Raw genomic sequence first — 16,758 nt, forward strand, 5'->3', positions numbered from 1 at the left:
ATGATAGCGAATTTTTTTGATATCGGGTGGCAGAACGGGCTGGATATTGCCCTGAATACCTATATTCTTTTCCGGCTGTATGTGCTGTTCCGGGGGACCAACGTGCTGCGGGTGCTTCTGTTCATGGGGGTGCTGCTGGTTTTCAGGCAGGTGGCATTTTCCATGGGACTGATCATCACCAGCTGGGTCATGCAGGGGGTCATTGCCGTTGCCGCCCTGGTGATCATTGTGGTGTTCCGCAACGAAATATCATCGGTGCTCAAAACTAGGGATCTGAAATTTTTTTTATGGGGGATTCCCCGCCAGCAGCTGAAAACCCCTGTGGGGATCATTGTTGAAAGCGTTTATGAACTGGCCAGACAAAAAATCGGCGCGCTGATCGTGCTGCCCTTGAGCAAGGGGATGGAAAGTGTGGTTCAGGAAGGGATCACCTGGCAGGGAAAACTATCCAAAGAGATGCTCATCAGCATTTTCTGGCAGGATAATCCGGTTCATGACGGGGCCGTGGTGATCTGGGGAGACCGAATTACGGATGTGGGTGTGATTCTTCCTCTGTCGAAACGCACAGATCTTCCCTCCCGTTTCGGTACCCGGCACCGGGCCGCCATCGGTCTGGCGGAACAGACCGATGCCATGGTAATTGTGGTATCTGAAGAACGGGGCAAAATTACAGTGGTCCAGGACAAACGGGTTTACGATATCAATGATGCCCGCGTGCTTGAAAAAATGCTGATTCAGCATGCTGGCGGAGACTCATCTGCCAGGGATGTAAAAAAACAGACAAGGGAACTGGCGATTGCCGCTGCCGTGTGTCTGGCCTGTGTCACCGGGCTTTGGTTCAGTTTTTCCAGGGGGTTGGAAACTCTGGCCACCCATGATGTCCCCGTCGAATTTGTCAAATCAGATCAGAACATGGAAGTCTTTTCTTCATCTGCCAGCAGTATCCGGCTGCTGGTCAGCGGTTCCAGACCCCTGATCCGGTCTTTGAAGCCGGACCGCATCAATGTCAAGCTCAACCTTACCAATACCACGCCGGGTAAAAACAGCCTGTCTGTCGGACGGAATGCAGTTTCGCTGCCGCCGGGCATTTCAGTGAAAAGCATCGAGCCGTCCATGCTGGAGGTGTTTGTGGATGTGCCGTTAAAAAAAGAGATTGCGATTCAGGCTTTCTGGGTCGGCAGGCTTTCTCCGGATCTGATCATGACCCGGGCCGTGATTGAACCGGAAAAGATTTTGGTTGTCGGTCCTTCCCAGGCTCTCCGGGAGATCGAAACCCTTTTTACCGAGCCGCTTTCCCTGGACGGCATCACCGAATCGGGCAAAATCACCGCCGGTATCGTTTTTACCCCTTCCACCATCCGGCCTGATGATCAGAAGAAAAGCAGTGTTCAACTGGAATATTCAGTCCAGCAGCGAGAGAATACCGCTTCCTGAAAAATTTGTGCCAACAGTTTCAGGCCGGATAAAGACAAGGCTCATTTCGAGCTGTCAGATTCTTGTTTGTTTTTACCTGTGCCGGCTCTGCCGTCATCGCAGGCATCCTGTGGTGATTCATTGGGTCTTGCATGTTCAGCAAACTCAGGGGCCTGGGTACACACATCCAGATCCACACCATTGTTTTCTTTTTTTTTATCGTGGTCTGTCATTATATCACCTCATTGCAGCGGCATTCTGTCAATGCTGTCTTTTAACTGGTTGATTTCAACTCCCAAACTGACGCACTGTTTGCCTTCCATGCACAAACGGGCATCATCGGGTTCCAGAAATGTTTTTAACGCTTTTTTGTCTTTTTTAAGATACACGGTCCACCGCTGGTTGTCTTTGTCATACCCGACATCCAGATCGATCCCGCATTCACCGATATCCGGATAAATGGATCGGATTTTTTCGCATAATTCCTGCTTGTCCATGGCTGCCCTCCTGTGTTGGGTTTAAGGATTGTGTTAAACCTTAAGTTAAGAACAGATTCGTGATATTCAAGCGTCATCCATGAAAACCCATTCGCCTGTTTAAAGGCGCGGTCATTCAGACAATCAGCTTGACAGCCCGTGCCAACCTCTTTAGACGGATCGATTTCGCCCAGAAGCCGCACCGGGAAAACCCCGCGATGCTGGATGCCTGAAAATTCGATGCAGCTTCAATCGTTGATTTATCAACTATTATCCTTTTGTTGAAATTTGTCTTTTTTGGGTAAGTCCTACTCCTCACTTATCAAATCTTCGTTTTTTTTATGCGGATTTTATTTTTTGCTTGACAATGCAATCGAATTGTATCAAAAAAATGGCTATGAAGTAGATACAATAAAGCAGCATTGCCCAGGGTCATTTTATTCGTAAACAGGGGGAGGGAATTTATGTCATCAAATCAATACTTTAATCACGAAGGGCCGTGGTCGGATGCCACTGATTCGCTGATGTGCACGGATACCGGCGATTGGCGATCTGAGCGCCCGGTTGTGGACAAGGAAAAATGTATTTTCTGCGGGTTTTGCGCGATTTACTGCCCGATCCAGGTGATGGAAATGACAGCGGACAGCTGTTTTAAGCCGGATCTGGATTTTTGCAAGGGATGCGGTATCTGCGCAAAAGAATGTCCCAAGGGCGCGATCACCATGGTTTCGGAAGGGGAGTTTGTATCATGAATACCACAGCTATTTCGTCTAATATCCAAGTCATCACCGGCAACGCGGCCGCAGCCATTGCCGCTAAACTGGCCCGGCCCGATGTGGTGGCGGCCTATCCCATCACTCCCCAGACCGAAGTGATTGAACAGATATCCAGTTTTCATGCATCCGGTGACATGGATTGCGAACTGATCACCGTGGAAGGAGAAAATTCCGCCATGAACGCGGTGATGGCGGCATCTTTGGCCGGCGGTCGGGTGTTTACCGCCTCGTCCTCCTGGGGACTGGTGTTTATGTATGATGCGGTACTGGCCACCGCCGGTGCCAGAGCCCCTGTGGTCATGGTCAATGTGAACCGGGAAACCCCGGGTATTATCGCCGTGTCTTCCGGCCAGCAGGACATGATCTCTACAAGAGATGCAGGCTGGATATTTCTGATTGCTGAAAACTGCCAGGAGATTATGGATCTGGTGCTTCAGAGCTACCGCCTGGCCGAGGATTACGATATTCAATTGCCGGTTATGGTGCATTATGACGGGTTTTTTCTGTCCTATCTGTCTGAAGGCGTGGAAATTCCGGAACAGGAAACTGTGGATCAGTTTCTGTCGGTGCTGAAATCTCAACCCAAACGGACCGTGCTTCGGCCCGGTGAAAAACTGGGCGTGGGAACCCATGGCATTCTAGGCGGATATATGGAACTGCGGCATAAACATGTGACTGCCATGGAACGGTCCAAAGCCAAGTTTGATGCCATTGATCAGGAGTTTGCCGATATTTTCGGCAGAACTTACGGCGGACAGCTGGAAGAGTACCTCACCGAAGATGCGGATATGGTACTGGTGGGATCCGGGTCCATGTGCGGTACCATCAAGTCGGTCATTGACGAGCAACGGGAAAAAGGCGTCCGCATCGGCCTGGTGAAGATCCGCATGTATCGCCCGTTTCCCCATCAGGCCCTGGTCAAGGCCCTCAAAGGGAAAAAAGCCATCGGCGTGGTGGATCGCAGTCTGGCATTCGGATTTGACGGCGGTCCCATCTACACGGAACTCAAAGCGTTTGAAACCAAACTGGGCGGCGCAAAACTGGTCAGTTTCATTGACGGCATTGCCAATACCGACATCACCAAAACCAATGTGAAACAGATGATCCAAATGACGGCAGATCTGGCCGACGGCAAGGATGTCCCTGAAGTGACCTGGGTATCTTATCCAAAAGCCAACAAAGATAAGGGGGAAAAATAACATGGCTGAAAAAAACAAAGGCCGGCTGACCAAAGTACTGGATTACCTTAAATATGACGATCCGTTCTCCAAAGGCGTGTCATTCTGCCCGGGCTGCGGTTTGGAACTGCTGCTGCGGTTTATCCCCCGGGTTTTGGGGAATGATATCATCATCACCGGAACTCCGTCCTGTTCCGCCCCGGTACTGCTGGGTCAGAATAAACAGTCCTGGCACACCCTGTCTTATTTCGGCACCCTGATGACCGGGGCCGCCGCCAATGCCACAGGATTGGTGCGGTACTATAAAAAAGCGGGTATTGACAACACGGTGGTGTGTTTCAACGGCGACGGCACGGCCAACGATATCGGATTCGGCAACCTTTCCGGGGCCGCGGAACGCAATGAGCCGTTCATCTACATCTGTTATGACAATGAAGGGTACATGAATACCGGGATTCAAAAAAGCGGCACCACCCCGTACGGCGCCACCACCACCACCACCCCCTATGGCACGGTGCACAAAGGAAAAAATCTGCGGCGCATGAATTTAGGGGTGAAAATGGCCATGAACAAGATTCCCTATACGGCCACGGCAACCCTCAGCGATTTGGAGGACCTGGCCAAAAAACTGCTTAAAGCCAAAAAAGCCAAGGAACGGGGATTTTGCTTTCTCCATGTGTTTGCCCCCTGTCCCACGGGCTGGGGTGCGAATCCCGCAGATACCATAGAGATCTGCCGGCAGGCGGTCAAAACCAATTACTTTCCTTTGTGGGAAGCTGAAAATGGTAAAATCCGCATGACCAAAACCGTTAAAAAACCCAAACCCGTAAGCAGTTACACCAAACTGATGAAAAAATTCAATCACATGACTGACGCGGATCTTCAGATTCTTCAGGACGATGTGGAATATGAAACTTGCCTTTTGGGCGGACTGAGTGTGCTGGAAGCGGAATGTCAGCTACCGGTATCTGCGCAAGATTAAGGAGAAAAATTATGATGAGTGAAGTCAGATTCCATGGTAGAGGCGGGCAGGGGGTGGTGACCACCTCCAAGATTCTGGCCAATGCATTTGCCAGAACCGGGCAGTTCGGCGCCAGTTTTCCCATGTTCGGATTCGAGCGTCGCGGCGCGCCGGTCACGGCATTCGGGCGGTTTTCCGACAAACCGGTGAAAGAGAAAACTCAGATCTACAATCCCAATATTCTGGTGGTGCTGGATCCTTCTCAAAAAAATTCTCCGGCCGTGTTTGACGGGTTGTTACCCGGGGGTATGCTCTTGATCAACGACAAGAAAAACAAGGGCGATATTCGTCATGAGAATTTAAGAAAACTGGCCATGGTCGATGCCAACGGCATTGCCATGGAAGAGATCGGACTGCCCATTCCCAATACCGTGGTCGTGGGGGCATTTGCAAAAATGTCGGGCCTGCTGGATATCGACCCGGTTTTAGAGGCGTTGGCGGATTATTTTTCAGGAAAAAAACTGGATGCCAACAGGGTCTGCGCACAAAGAGGGTTTGAGGAGGTAACAACCGTTGATCTTTAGGCAGCGTGACACAGGATCAATACCAACACATAATTTTAAATGTAAAGAGAAAAAGGAGCTGCTATGCCTAGATGGGGAATGGTAATCGATGTCAAACGGTGTATTGCCTGCTGGGGATGCACCATCGCGTGCAAGGAAGAACATTTTTTGCCGCCCGGGGTGTTCTTTAACCGGGTGTTGATTGGAGAAACCGGTAAGTTTCCCACCTCTTCCAAACTGATTTATCCGGTCCTGTGCAACCATTGTGAGGATGCGGCCTGTGTGGAAGCGTGCCCCACGGGAGCCACCTATGTCAGAGAAGACGGCATCGTGGCCATTGATGATACCAAATGCGTAGGATGCCGGGCCTGTATGGTGGCTTGTCCATATCAGCAGCGGACCTACTACGATGAAAAAACCAAAAACCGGGAGTTTTTTCCGGGCCAGGGCAAAACCGAGATGGAAACCATCGGGGAAAAATTGTATCCCTTTAAACTCGGCACCGTGATCAAGTGTAATTTCTGTTCGGAACGCGTGGATGAAGGCATGAAAAAAGGGCTGACCCCGGGCAAGGATGAAGATGCCACGCCCGCATGTGTCAATATCTGTCCGGTAGGCGCCAGAGTGTTCGGTGATCTGGATGATCCCAACAGTGAGATCAACCGGCTGATCATGGAGAAAAAAGGTAAACAACTCAGAAAAGAATTCGGCACGGAACCCGCCGTTTATTATATTGATTAAACAGGAGGCAATATGACCTATAAGACAGATGAAATTTGGGAAGACAAATGGGTAAATACCACCTGTGGTGTCTGCTACTGCGGATGCGGTGCCAAAGTGCGGGTGGTGAACGGGGTGCCGGTAAAAATCGAGGGCATCAAAGAGACCACCATGGGCGGCACCAATGCCGGTCTGTGCGGCAAAGGTGTGGCCGGCCTCATGTACTACCATGATCCCAACCGGATCAAAAAACCGATGCTTCGGACCAATCCGGAAAAAGGGATCGGTGTGGATCCCAAATGGAAAGAGATTGAATGGGAAGAAGCCTATGAAATCATCACCACCAAGATGAAAAAGATCATGGAAGACGATCCCAATAAGATTTTGTTCACCAACCAGACCATGCGGGCGTCTGACGGGCCGCACAACCATCCCTATTTTTATGCCCAGGCGTTTGGTGTTAAAAACAACGGTAACTTCATCATCGGCGGTGGCAGCCTGCACTGCGGAAACGCCTGCCATATGCTGGGGGGCCTGATTCACGGGGCCTGGTCCATTGCACCTGACTGGCGGTACACCAAATATGTGCTCAAATGGGGTTCCAGCAAAGGCACCGGCTCCGGACATTCCGCCATGACCAACGCCCGGTTACGGGCCGATGCCGTGCGAAGAGGCATCAAAGAGATCGTGTTCGATCCCATGGGTAATTTTGCCGGGGGTAAAGCCACGGAATGGCTGGCCATTCTGCCGGGCACGGACACGGCTGTGGGTCTGGCCATTGCCAACTATATCGTGAACATGCGCGGGGAAATGGATGAACTGTATCTGAAAGCCAAGACCAATTTCGTCTACCTGATCAAGGAAGACGGTACCTACATACGTCACGAAAAAAGCAACAAACCGTTGGTGTATGATACCAAAGCCGGCGAGATCAAGGAATATGACGATCAATCCGCCGCCTGGGAAGACCTGGCCCTGGACGGTGAGTATGAATACAACGGGGAAAAAGTACGTCCCTGCTTTGTACCGTTCAAAGAGCATTTGAAACAGTTTACCATTGAATGGGCTTCAGAAATTTCCACTGTACCGGCCGCCAAGATTCTGGAAGTGGCCAAGGGCTGGGTGGACAACGCCCAGATCGGATCCACCATCACCATTGAAGGCAAAACCTTTCCTTACCGGCCGGTGTCATCGGTCACGTTCCGGGGATCCCAGGGCCATACCAACGGGATCCATCAGGTGGCAGCCATCGACCTGATGGCCCAGCTGGTGGGGGCCGAAGATGTTCCCGGCGGTACCTTGGGATGGCCGGCCATCCGCCGGGCCTATCCGGGCGGCAATTATGAACAGACCTGTAAAGTAGGCACTGATGGCGTGATCGTTCCGTCCGTGTTCTATTCCCATGATCCCTGGCCGGTGCATGCGCCCAGCTATCCGGCCACCAACATGGGATGCGTGGATGTGTGGACCCATTGTACCCTGTCCCATATTCCTTATGTGGAAGAAGTGGATTACATTCATGATAAACTGGGCATGAAAGCCAAACCTGAGATGATTTTCGGTATTTCTGCCAATTTTATCATCAGTAATTCCGACTGGGATACGGCAGTGAAAAACTTCAAAGACTGCTTTGTGGTGCAAAACGACCTGTGGATCAATGAAACCGATCAGGCCATTGGCGACCTGATTTTGCCGGATGTGTCTTATCTGGAAAAAGACTGCTGGTCTTCGGAGATCGATGCGTTCTTTTTTTCCGGATCGCCTTCCTATGAAGACTGGTATGTGCATCTGCAGAAACCGGTGGCCAAACCCATCGGAGAATCCCGGTTCTTCATGGATGTGTACCTGGAGGTGGCGCATCGGGTGGGCGTGCTGGACAAGTTCAACGCCAAGCTCAATGATTACTATCGGATCGAGGATCCTGAACTGCAGATCAAGCCCGGTGAAAAACTGACCTGGAAAGAGATCGGCGAACGGGTTCTCAGATGGGTGTACGGGCCTGACAAGGAAAAAATCGAAGAACAGGGATACGCCACCTGGCATAAATCCATTGAAGATGTTTACTGGCGGTGGGAGATCGATTCCAGGTGCCCGGTGTACATGGAATATCTGATCCATGACAGACGTAATATGGAAAAGATTTTTGAGGAAACCGGTTTTGACTACAAAAAGCTTGAAATGGATATGGATCAGTATACGCCGCTGCCTTCCTGGTTCTGGCCTGAATCCCACAAAGATCTGGATGATGAATATGACCTGCTGGCATTCTCTTATCGGGATATTCTGCACACCAACAATACCACGTTCCAGAATCCGTATGTGGATGAGGTGTCCCAGATGTGCCCCTATACCTTTACCATCACTTTAAATACCACCATGGCAAAGGAGCGGGGATTCAAGGATGGAGATATCATCTGCATTGAGAATAAATACGGGGTCAAGGAAAAAGGGATTGTCAAAACCATGGAAGCCCAGAGTCCCAAGGTGATCGGTATTGCCGGCCAGGGCGGGTTGTGGGCGGACGGACGACCCATTGCCAAAGGCAAAGGCGCCAATTTCTGCAAACTGCTGCCGGCCAAGCTCAAATATTTTGATCCGGTCGCCGGTAACATGGAGACTGCGGTTGCTGTCAAGATTTATAAAGTAAATTAGGAGGGTATTTCCATGAATGATAATCACCAAAATCTGGTTGAAACCATGTTTCCGTCTGATGGCTCCGGGATCAAACCCTATGAGTGGATGATCAGTCCGACCCGTCAGCGGCAGTGGATCGATGAAAAAGGTATTTTTCTCTGGCTGGCGTTCTTTTTCTCTGAAATCGGTGCCGGCCTGTATTTCATGTCTCTGTTTTACAGTTTCCGGCCCGGGATCGTGATCGGCTGGCTGATCACGCTGATTTTGGGCGGGGTGATTCACATGCTGTATCTGGGCAACCCCAAACGGGCCTGGCGTATGCTCATGAAGCCCAATACGTCCGAACTGTCCCGGGGAATCTGGATCATCGGTGTGTTTGCCGTTCTGGGATTTTTGCAGATGATCACTCCGGGCGGATTTAATATGGTGTTCAATTTCATCATGGGCATTTTATGTCTGCTGATCATTTCCCATGGGTTTGCCACTATGAACGTGGTTCGTGCCCTGCCGGCATGGAGTTCCACCGTTGTGCTGCCGTTGTCCATCATTTCCGGGATCTGGGTGGGGCACCAGCTGCTTCAGCTGTTGTTCGCTCTTTCCGGTAGTGCCACGGTGGTTTCCGGCATGGAAGTCTGGGCTGCCACGTTCTTTCTGATCTATATTCTGTGCATCGGGCTGTATGCCTGGGGCACATGGCATATGAGTGACGTGGCAAAAATTTCCGTTAAAAAGATGCTGGAAGGCGATCTTAAACGGATCACCTATGTGGGTGTCGGGGTGCTGGCCGTTCTTTTGCCTCTGATTTTTACTTTGATTATGTGGGGCGGCAGCACCAACGGATTTCTGGTTTTCCTGCGCCTGGCATCTGTTCTGGCAGGGGATCTGGCTATTCGGTACCTTATTATGAAAACGGCGGTGTATAATCCCTTGATTTAGAAATTGTTTTGTCATCTTTATCTGAAGCACAGGCAGTTCAGGGAATCATTTTTCTGTGCTGTCTGTGCTTTTTTTATCAGGCCCTTTCATGAGTTGAAGTTGAAAAAAAAAAGAAAACAATATATGGTCTTTTTTATAATGAAATGGTCGGTCTGTCTTTTACAAGTTCAAAAGACAGCAAAGAATCTTTTTCATCAAAAACGGGATATTAAATGACTGATAAAAATCAAACCGAAACCCCATTGGCGGCGGAAGAGACCAAACCGGTTCCTCAGGCCAGAGTCAAATTCGAGGTGTACGGAGAGGAAATGATTGAAAAAGAAGTGAAATCCTCCGGCAACAGTGGCAGAATATATCTGCCACCCAACTGGGTGGGTCATACGGTCAAAATTATCAAAGTAGAATAACAGGGAGGATGTTTTGGAAGAACCGATCATCAGAGAAATCCGTCTGGAGGACGCCCAGGCCATAGAAGATATCCGTGCCGCCATCTCACCCCAGGATGCCAACGTCGATTTTCTCAAGCTGGTGAAACAGCAGGTATCCGATGGAAACGGCACCACCAGCCTGGCCGCGGAATTGAACAATAAGGTCGTGGGGTACATGATTTCCACCACCCTGTATGCGGGTTTCGGTATCCGGAAAAGTGCCTGGATCATGGCAATCGGCGTGCATCCGGATTACATGGGCCGGGGTATCGGGCTGGCACTGGCCAACCGGATTTGTGACATTTACAGGGACAAAGAAGTGGCCTGTATCTATTCGTCCGTGATGTGGGATTCCATTGATGTGCTGTCTTTTTTCAAGAAGCTGGGATTCAAACGCAGTGAATTCATCAACCTGAAAAAAGAGCTGTAGCTTAAATCCCCAGATAGGCTTTTTTCACGTCCTCGTTGGCCAGCAGATTTGCACCGGTATCTGTCATGGTGATTCGTCCGGTTTCCATGACATATCCCCGGTGGGCCGCTTTCAATGCCAGATTGGCGTTCTGCTCCACGATAAAGATGGTGGTTTTATTTTCCTGATTGATCTTTTCAATGATGGAGAAAATCTGTTTCACCACGATGGGGGCCAGGCCCAGGGACGGCTCATCCAGCAGCAGTATCTTGGGCCGGGACATCAGTGCCCGGGATATGGCCAGCATCTGCTGTTCCCCGCCGCTCAGGGTACCGCCGGCCTGGTTCCGGCGGTTGGCCAGGATGGGAAACAGTTCATATACATACGACAGATCCTGTTTGATTTTATCATTGTCGTTACGCAGAAATGCGCCCATATCCAGATTTTCGGCCACGGTGAGATAAGGAAAAATGCGGCGGCCTTCCGGGACCTGGCAGATCCCTTTTTTGACAATGTTATCCGGGGACAGATATGTGATATCTTCTCCGTTGAGTTCGATGGTTCCTTTTTGGGCCGGAACAATACCGGACGTCGTCATCAATGTGGTGGATTTCCCGGCTCCGTTGGCACCGATCAGGGAAATCACCTCCCCTTCCTCCACTTCGATGTCTATGCCTTTGAGTGCGTGGATATTGCCGTAATAAGTATGGATATTGCTGAGTTTAAGCATCGTCGGATTCTTCTCCCAGATAGGCTTTGATGACGTCAGGATTGGCTTTGATTTCGGCAGGGGTGCCTTCGGCGATTTTTTTGCCGTAATCCACTACATGGATCCAGTCGGACAGGCTCATGACCAGTTTCATATCATGTTCGATGAGGAGAATGGTCAGATTTTCATTGTCCCGCAGCCAGAGAATCAGATCATCCAGTTCTTTGGTTTCCTGGGGATTCATGCCGGCCGCCGGTTCATCCAGCAGCAGTAAAAAAGGGTCCGTGGCCATGGCACGAGCGATTTCCAGACGTCGCTGGGCCCCGTACGGCAGGTTCACCGCCATTTCATTCACATATTTTGCCAGGCCGATTTTTTCCAGAATTTCATAACTGTCATACACCGCTTTTTTTTCTTCCTCCCGCTGGCTGGAGGGTTTGAGCATGGCCTTGATAATCCCGGAAGACAGGCGACAGTGCCTGCCGATCAACACGTTTTCAAGTACTGTCATGCCATGAAACAGCCGGATGTTTTGAAAGGTTCTGGCAATACCTCTTTCCGTTACATAATTGGGTTTGAGGCCTTTGAGACTCTGGGTGGCTTTGCCGGGGGGGGTAATCTCCACATTTCCGTGAGTGGGTTCATAAATGCCGGTGATACAGTTAAAAAATGTGGTTTTTCCGGCGCCGTTGGGGCCGATGAGTGCGGCAATCTGCCCTTTTTCAATGGCAATGCTTACATCATCCAGGGCTTTAAGACCCCCGAATTTCATGGTCAGGTTTTTAACGTTAAGTATGGGTTCCATGGACTATTTTTTCCTGATGGGGTTCCTGTGATGTTTTAAACGTGTACACTTTTCGAACGCTTTTGATCAGACCGTCCGGTTTGAACACCATGACAATGACCTGTAGCGCCCCGAAAACCAGCATCCGGTATTCAGCCACCGCCCGCAGATATTCCGGCAGAAGAATCAGCACCAGCGCACCGGCAATCACTCCCACGGCGGATCCCATGCCGCCGATAACCACCACGCACAAAATGGTGATGGACTCCCAGATGGTAAAAGACATGGGGTTGATATATGAGGTTTTGGCGGCAAAGATCACCCCGCCCATGGCAGCCCAGGTGGCGCCTAAGGCAAACGCGGTGAGCTTGGTCTTGAATTTGTCGATCCCCATGGCCTGGCAGGCGATCTCATCATCCCGCAACGCGATCCAGGCCCGTCCGATTTTGGAATTTTCCAGGCGGTTGACAAAAAAGATAGTCATGAGCACCAGGGCGATAACAATGAAATAGATGTAGATCATGGTATTGTCCTGATTGAACTGATGCCCGAAAAAAGTGGGGGCCGGAATATCAGAGATTCCCCGGGGGCCGTTGGAAAACTCATCCCAGTTTTCCAGAACAATCCGGATGATTTCTCCGAACCCCAGGGTCACGATAGCCAGGTAATCCCCTCTGAGCCGCAGTACCGGATAACCCAACAACACGCCGAACAGGGTGCCCAGGAGTGCGGAAATGGGCAGCACCATCCAGAAGCTGAGTCCAAAATGCAGGTTTAAAAGGGCATAGGCATAAGCCCCCACCGCATAAAACGCCACATACCCCAGATCAAGCAGCCCGGCCAGTCCCACCACGATATTGAGTCCCAGTCCCAGCATGACATACACCAGGGCCGATATCATGATGGAGGTGTGATACATGGGGAAAACAAACGGATACGCGATAAAAAAAGCAGCCAGCAGCCCGAGAAACGGCCGGCGGAACCGGTTGTTTTGCAAAAATCGGTGGATCAGGGGGATGTCTTCGTCAATGTCCGACTTTTTCCGGGCTTCGGTGCGCCGCAGAAAATAGTTCCATAACCAGGAGGCAAAAAAGGATAGCACACCGACCCATAAAAGGTTGGACCACCTGAAAACAATGGTGTTGTGGATGGTATTGACCTTAATGACCATGATGGGAAAGGTCAGGATCATGAACCAGAAGGCAATGATCAAAGATTGTTTGAGTTGTTGTTTAATCGGCATAAGTTGTCACCTGAATTCAAATTACACTTTCTGGGCATCGTGGCGACCCAGGATGCCGGATGGGCGGAAAATCAGAATTACCACCAGGATGGTAAAAGCAAACACATCTTCGTATTCACTCCAGAAATACCCGGTAAAAAAGCTTTCGGAAATACCCAGAACCAGAGATCCCAGCACTGCGCCAGGAATGGAACCGATACCGCCTAAAACAGCGGCGATAAAGGCTTTGAGGCCGGCCAGAAATCCGATATAGAAATTGATCTGGCCCACATGGCAGGCGATAAGCACCCCGCCGATGGCTGCCGTGGCAGAGCCCACCACAAACGTGGCTGAAATGACATTGTTGACATTGATCCCCAAAAGAGCCGCCATGACCTTGTCCTGGGCCGTGGCCCGCATGGCTTTGCCGATCCGGGTGAATTTGATGAGCAGCCCCAGCAGGATCATGACGATCACCGTGGTAATGATGATGGTGATTTCCACGGATGTGATGATGTGGGCAAAGGGTTCCCAGAATTTGAAATCCGGTATCAGGCTTTTGAAAGGCAGGTAGTCCGGGGTCTGGGCCAGCATGACATAGTTTTGCAGAAACAGGCTCATGCCGATGGCGGATATCAGCGCAGACAGGCGTGGCGCGTTTCGCAACGGTTTGTACGCGATTTTTTCCACGGTAAACCCATAAGCGCAGGAATAGACGATGGCAAACACAAACGCCAGGATGACGATCACAGCGGTGTTCCATCCCCACATTCCCAGAACGCTGGCAATGATCAACGCGGTCATGGCGCCGATCATGTAGATTTCCCCATGGGCAAAGTTGATCAGCTGAATGATGCCGTACACCATGGTATAGCCTAGGGCGATAAGGGCATAAATACTGCCCCGGGTCAAACCTCCCAGAAACAGCTCAAAAAAATACATGGGGTCCATGAGTAATTCCCGGACGGCGAAAAAGCCGATAATTCCGGTGACAGCCAGACCCAGTAATATACTAATCCAACGCATATTGTTTCATCCTGAACGTCTGTGGTTTAAGGCAAACCGCTGGTGATAAAAACAGGAGCGCAAATCCGACATGGATCTGGCTCCTGTTTTTCAAAGGCATGAGTCGTTAATTAACCTGCTGATATTTTCCGTCAGTTACCCGGTATACTGAAAAACCCGCGCCCACAATGTCCCCGTTTTCGTCAAATCCGATGGGGCCCATGGGAGAGTCCACGGTGATTTCGAACATGGCGGCCCGCATGGCATCATACTCCACAGTGCCGGCTTTTTCAGCGGCAACTGCCAAAGACTGCATGCAGGTGTATCCGGTGAAGAAAAAGGTGCCGGGATCTTCCCCGTATTTTTCCTGGTGTTCTTTGGTCAATGCCTGATGCATGGGGTTGGAAGAGGTGTCATTGGGGCCGGTGGCATAGACGCCTTCAGCAAATTCGCCGGCCAGGTTGGGCAGGTTGTCGCCATAGATGCCGTCCGCACCCATGAAAAGCGTATCTACGCGTTTCTTTTTCATCAGCTGAATGATTTTGGACGCATCGGAATGGTATCCACCCCACATGACCAGATCCGCATCAGACCGTTTGATTTTCTGGACAATGGCTGTGTAATCCACAGCGCCGGTGGTCACGCCTTCGAACAGTACGATTTCCACGTCTCCCATATGTTCAAACGCGATTTTGGCCAGTTCCATCTGTCCTTTGCCGTAATCTCCTTTGTCGTGAATCAACGCCACTTTTTTGATTTTGAGATCGTTTTTTGCAAATGACGTCATCAGCGTGGCCTGGGCCCCATCATTGGCAATGGTTCTGAAAAAATTGGGATGGTCACCCGACATAGTCAGATCATCATTGGTGGCGGAACCGGAAATAAGAATGATATCGGCATCTTTGTAAATTTTGTTGGCAGCAATGGTGGCGCCGGAGCAGACATGACCCACAACCATCTGGGCGCCGTCGGATACAAGCTTGGTGGCCACGTTGACCGCCACTTCCGGTTTGCACACATCATCTCCGAGCATCAGCTCGACTTTTTTCCCCAGGATACCGCCCTTTTCATTGATGTCTTCAACCGCCATTTCAACCCCTCTGAGAGCGGATATGCCGTAGGGTGCCAAATCTCCGGAAAGTGCGCCGGCATTGGCCACCTTTATGGTATCACTGGCAAATCCAGGTGCGGCAAACAGCATCATAGACAATACCCCGACGGTGAGACACTTAAAAAAAGTTTTCATGTTCTACTCCCTTTGTTTAGGTTAACTTAAATTTTTGAACGAAATCCGCATTTTTGTTTGAAAATTGCATAACTATAGAAATATGAAGGTTTTAAGTCAAGAAAAAATTCATCATGTACGCCTTTTCATTGCCTGTGCCATTCGGTCCAGTCCTTTTTCCAGAACAGTCGCCGGGCATCCGAAATTGAGCCGGACAAATCCGGGAGATCCGAAAAAAGACCCATCCGACAATCCGACCCCGTGTTCTTCAAAAAACCGGACCGGATCTGTGAGCCCGGTTTCCCTGACATCGATCCAGGCCAGATATGTGGCTGTTATGGGGTCCAGACGGCATCCGGGCAGTTCGTTGATTTGTTTCATCACCGTGTTTCTGTTTTCAGCCAGGTAGGAAACAAGCTGGGACAGCCAGTCATCACAGACGTCATACGCCGCTTTTGCCGCGGCAAGCCCCATCAGGTTCACGGATGGAACAATGCCTTTGCAGGCCGCTTTGAACCGGGTTCTGAGGCCGGCATTTGGAATCACGGCAAAGGCACACCCCAGCCCCGGAATGTTATAGGTTTTGGAAGGTGCCATCAGGGTGATGGTTCTTTGGGCGGCGGCTTCGGACAAAGACGCTGTGGGAATGTGGCGGTTTTCCGGGTCCAGTACGAAATCGCTGTGGATTTCATCGCTGCACAAAAGAATGTCATAGGTCTCACACAGGGTTGTCAGATGTTCAAGTTCCTCCCGGGTAAACAGGGTCCCGCAGGGATTGTAGGGGCTGCAGAATAAAAAAACCGCCGGTCCGGTTTGGAACACGCGTTCCAGGGCATCAAAATCCAGGGTGGACCGGTTGGATTCCCGGATCATGGGAAGGGTGATCAACGGCTTACCGCAATGGTCGGATACCGACAGAAACGGCGGATAAATGGGCGTGGTGGTGACAAGGGGCTGGTCTTGTTTTCCAAAGGCCCGGCATACCACATTCAGCCCCGACACCACACCGGGAATCCATACCAGCCAGTCCGGTTCAACGGCCCAGCCGTAAAGGGCCGTGAGCCGGTCTGCCACAATCCGGTTCAGATCCCGGGAAACCAGCGTATATCCCAGGACCCCGTGATCGATGACTTTTGTCAGTGCTGCCAGTACTGCCGGCGGGGCTTTGAAGTCCATGTCCGCCACCCACATGGGCAAGATGTCTGTGCCTTCATATTTCTCCCATTTCATGGAATGGGTATGGGTCCGGTCGATAACGGGATCAAAAAAAGGGTTCATCAGAATGGGGGATCTCCTTCCACTTTTTTGGATGTATGGGG

At 50.7% G+C, this 16,758-nt stretch carries 18 protein-coding genes; 10 read left to right on the forward strand and 8 right to left on the reverse strand.

Features of this window, described 5'->3' with window-relative positions; genetic code table 11:
• A complete protein-coding gene (locus K365_RS0101655; protein WP_024333253.1) occupies positions 1 to 1,434 on the forward strand; it encodes a diadenylate cyclase in 1,434 nt (477 codons plus the stop codon).
• A gap of 41 nt (positions 1,435 to 1,475) precedes the next feature.
• Here the strand turns inward: K365_RS0101655 and K365_RS28210 are convergent, their stop codons facing one another.
• Together K365_RS28210 and K365_RS0101665 are read right to left on the reverse strand one after the other, a co-directional pair.
• Positions 1,476 to 1,646, reverse strand: coding sequence for a hypothetical protein (locus K365_RS28210; protein ID WP_169432917.1), 171 nt, complete (start codon positions 1,644 to 1,646; stop codon positions 1,476 to 1,478).
• Positions 1,647 to 1,655: 9 nt separating this feature from the next.
• Positions 1,656 to 1,910, reverse strand: a complete 255-nt coding sequence (locus K365_RS0101665; protein WP_024333254.1) for a hypothetical protein — start codon at positions 1,908 to 1,910, stop codon at positions 1,656 to 1,658.
• Between the two features lie 443 nt (positions 1,911 to 2,353).
• Between K365_RS0101665 and K365_RS0101670 the strand changes: the two genes are divergently transcribed.
• The 9 genes from K365_RS0101670 (at position 2,354) to K365_RS0101715 (ending at position 10,515) form a co-directional block, all read left to right on the forward strand.
• The gene (locus K365_RS0101670; RefSeq protein WP_024333255.1) at positions 2,354 to 2,641 is read left to right on the forward strand and encodes a 4Fe-4S binding protein; all 288 of its coding nucleotides are present in this window, start codon (positions 2,354 to 2,356) and stop codon (positions 2,639 to 2,641) included.
• Positions 2,638 to 3,864, forward strand: a complete 1,227-nt coding sequence (locus K365_RS0101675; protein ID WP_024333256.1) for a pyruvate synthase subunit PorA — start codon at positions 2,638 to 2,640, stop codon at positions 3,862 to 3,864. Before K365_RS0101670 ends, K365_RS0101675 begins: the two co-directional genes overlap by 4 nt.
• A 1-nt stretch (position 3,865) precedes the next feature.
• The gene (locus K365_RS0101680; RefSeq protein WP_006967878.1) at positions 3,866 to 4,825 is read left to right on the forward strand and encodes a thiamine pyrophosphate-dependent enzyme; all 960 of its coding nucleotides are present in this window, start codon (positions 3,866 to 3,868) and stop codon (positions 4,823 to 4,825) included.
• An 11-nt stretch (positions 4,826 to 4,836) separates the two neighbouring features.
• Positions 4,837 to 5,388: a 2-oxoacid:acceptor oxidoreductase family protein gene (locus K365_RS0101685; RefSeq protein WP_006967877.1), complete on the forward strand. Its 552-nt coding sequence runs from the start codon at positions 4,837 to 4,839 to the stop codon at positions 5,386 to 5,388.
• A gap of 63 nt (positions 5,389 to 5,451) precedes the next feature.
• Positions 5,452 to 6,108, forward strand: a complete 657-nt coding sequence (locus K365_RS0101690; protein WP_006967876.1) for a 4Fe-4S dicluster domain-containing protein — start codon at positions 5,452 to 5,454, stop codon at positions 6,106 to 6,108.
• A 12-nt stretch (positions 6,109 to 6,120) separates the two neighbouring features.
• Positions 6,121 to 8,739, forward strand: a complete 2,619-nt coding sequence (locus K365_RS0101695) for a molybdopterin-dependent oxidoreductase (RefSeq protein WP_006967875.1) — start codon at positions 6,121 to 6,123, stop codon at positions 8,737 to 8,739.
• A 12-nt stretch (positions 8,740 to 8,751) separates the two neighbouring features.
• A complete protein-coding gene (locus K365_RS0101700; protein ID WP_006967874.1) occupies positions 8,752 to 9,657 on the forward strand; it encodes a hypothetical protein in 906 nt (301 codons plus the stop codon).
• Positions 9,658 to 9,869: 212 nt separating this feature from the next.
• Complete coding sequence (locus K365_RS0101710; protein ID WP_006967873.1) at positions 9,870 to 10,064, forward strand: DUF2080 family transposase-associated protein; 195 nt, start codon at positions 9,870 to 9,872, stop codon at positions 10,062 to 10,064.
• A 13-nt stretch (positions 10,065 to 10,077) separates the two neighbouring features.
• On the forward strand, positions 10,078 to 10,515 hold the full coding sequence (locus K365_RS0101715) for a GNAT family N-acetyltransferase (protein WP_006967872.1): 438 nt from the start codon (positions 10,078 to 10,080) through the stop codon (positions 10,513 to 10,515).
• Between the two features lies 1 nt (position 10,516).
• Here the strand turns inward: K365_RS0101715 and K365_RS0101720 are convergent, their stop codons facing one another.
• The 6 genes from K365_RS0101720 to K365_RS0101745 all read right to left on the reverse strand — a co-directional run bounded on the left by K365_RS0101720 (position 10,517) and on the right by K365_RS0101745 (position 16,717).
• Entirely contained in the window at positions 10,517 to 11,224 is a 708-nt protein-coding gene (locus K365_RS0101720) for an ABC transporter ATP-binding protein (protein ID WP_006967871.1), read from the reverse strand.
• Positions 11,217 to 12,008, reverse strand: coding sequence for an ABC transporter ATP-binding protein (locus K365_RS0101725; protein WP_006967870.1), 792 nt, complete (start codon positions 12,006 to 12,008; stop codon positions 11,217 to 11,219). Before K365_RS0101725 ends, K365_RS0101720 begins: the two co-directional genes overlap by 8 nt.
• Entirely contained in the window at positions 11,992 to 13,230 is a 1,239-nt protein-coding gene (locus K365_RS0101730) for an ABC transporter permease subunit (protein WP_006967869.1), read from the reverse strand. Before K365_RS0101730 ends, K365_RS0101725 begins: the two co-directional genes overlap by 17 nt.
• A gap of 21 nt (positions 13,231 to 13,251) precedes the next feature.
• Positions 13,252 to 14,160 carry an ABC transporter permease subunit gene (locus K365_RS0101735; RefSeq protein WP_024333259.1) on the reverse strand — a complete coding sequence of 303 codons (909 nt, stop codon included), beginning with the start codon at positions 14,158 to 14,160 and terminating at the stop codon, positions 13,252 to 13,254.
• A 181-nt stretch (positions 14,161 to 14,341) separates the two neighbouring features.
• Positions 14,342 to 15,460, reverse strand: coding sequence for a branched-chain amino acid ABC transporter substrate-binding protein (locus tag K365_RS0101740; RefSeq protein WP_006967867.1), 1,119 nt, complete (start codon positions 15,458 to 15,460; stop codon positions 14,342 to 14,344).
• Between the two features lie 111 nt (positions 15,461 to 15,571).
• Positions 15,572 to 16,717 (reverse strand): MalY/PatB family protein, encoded by a 1,146-nt coding sequence (locus K365_RS0101745; protein WP_024333260.1) that lies wholly within the window; start codon positions 16,715 to 16,717, stop codon positions 15,572 to 15,574.
• Positions 16,718 to 16,758 lie beyond the last annotated feature (41 nt).

This window comes from Desulfotignum balticum DSM 7044 (genome assembly GCF_000421285.1).
GTDB lineage: Bacteria > Desulfobacterota > Desulfobacteria > Desulfobacterales > Desulfobacteraceae > Desulfotignum > Desulfotignum balticum.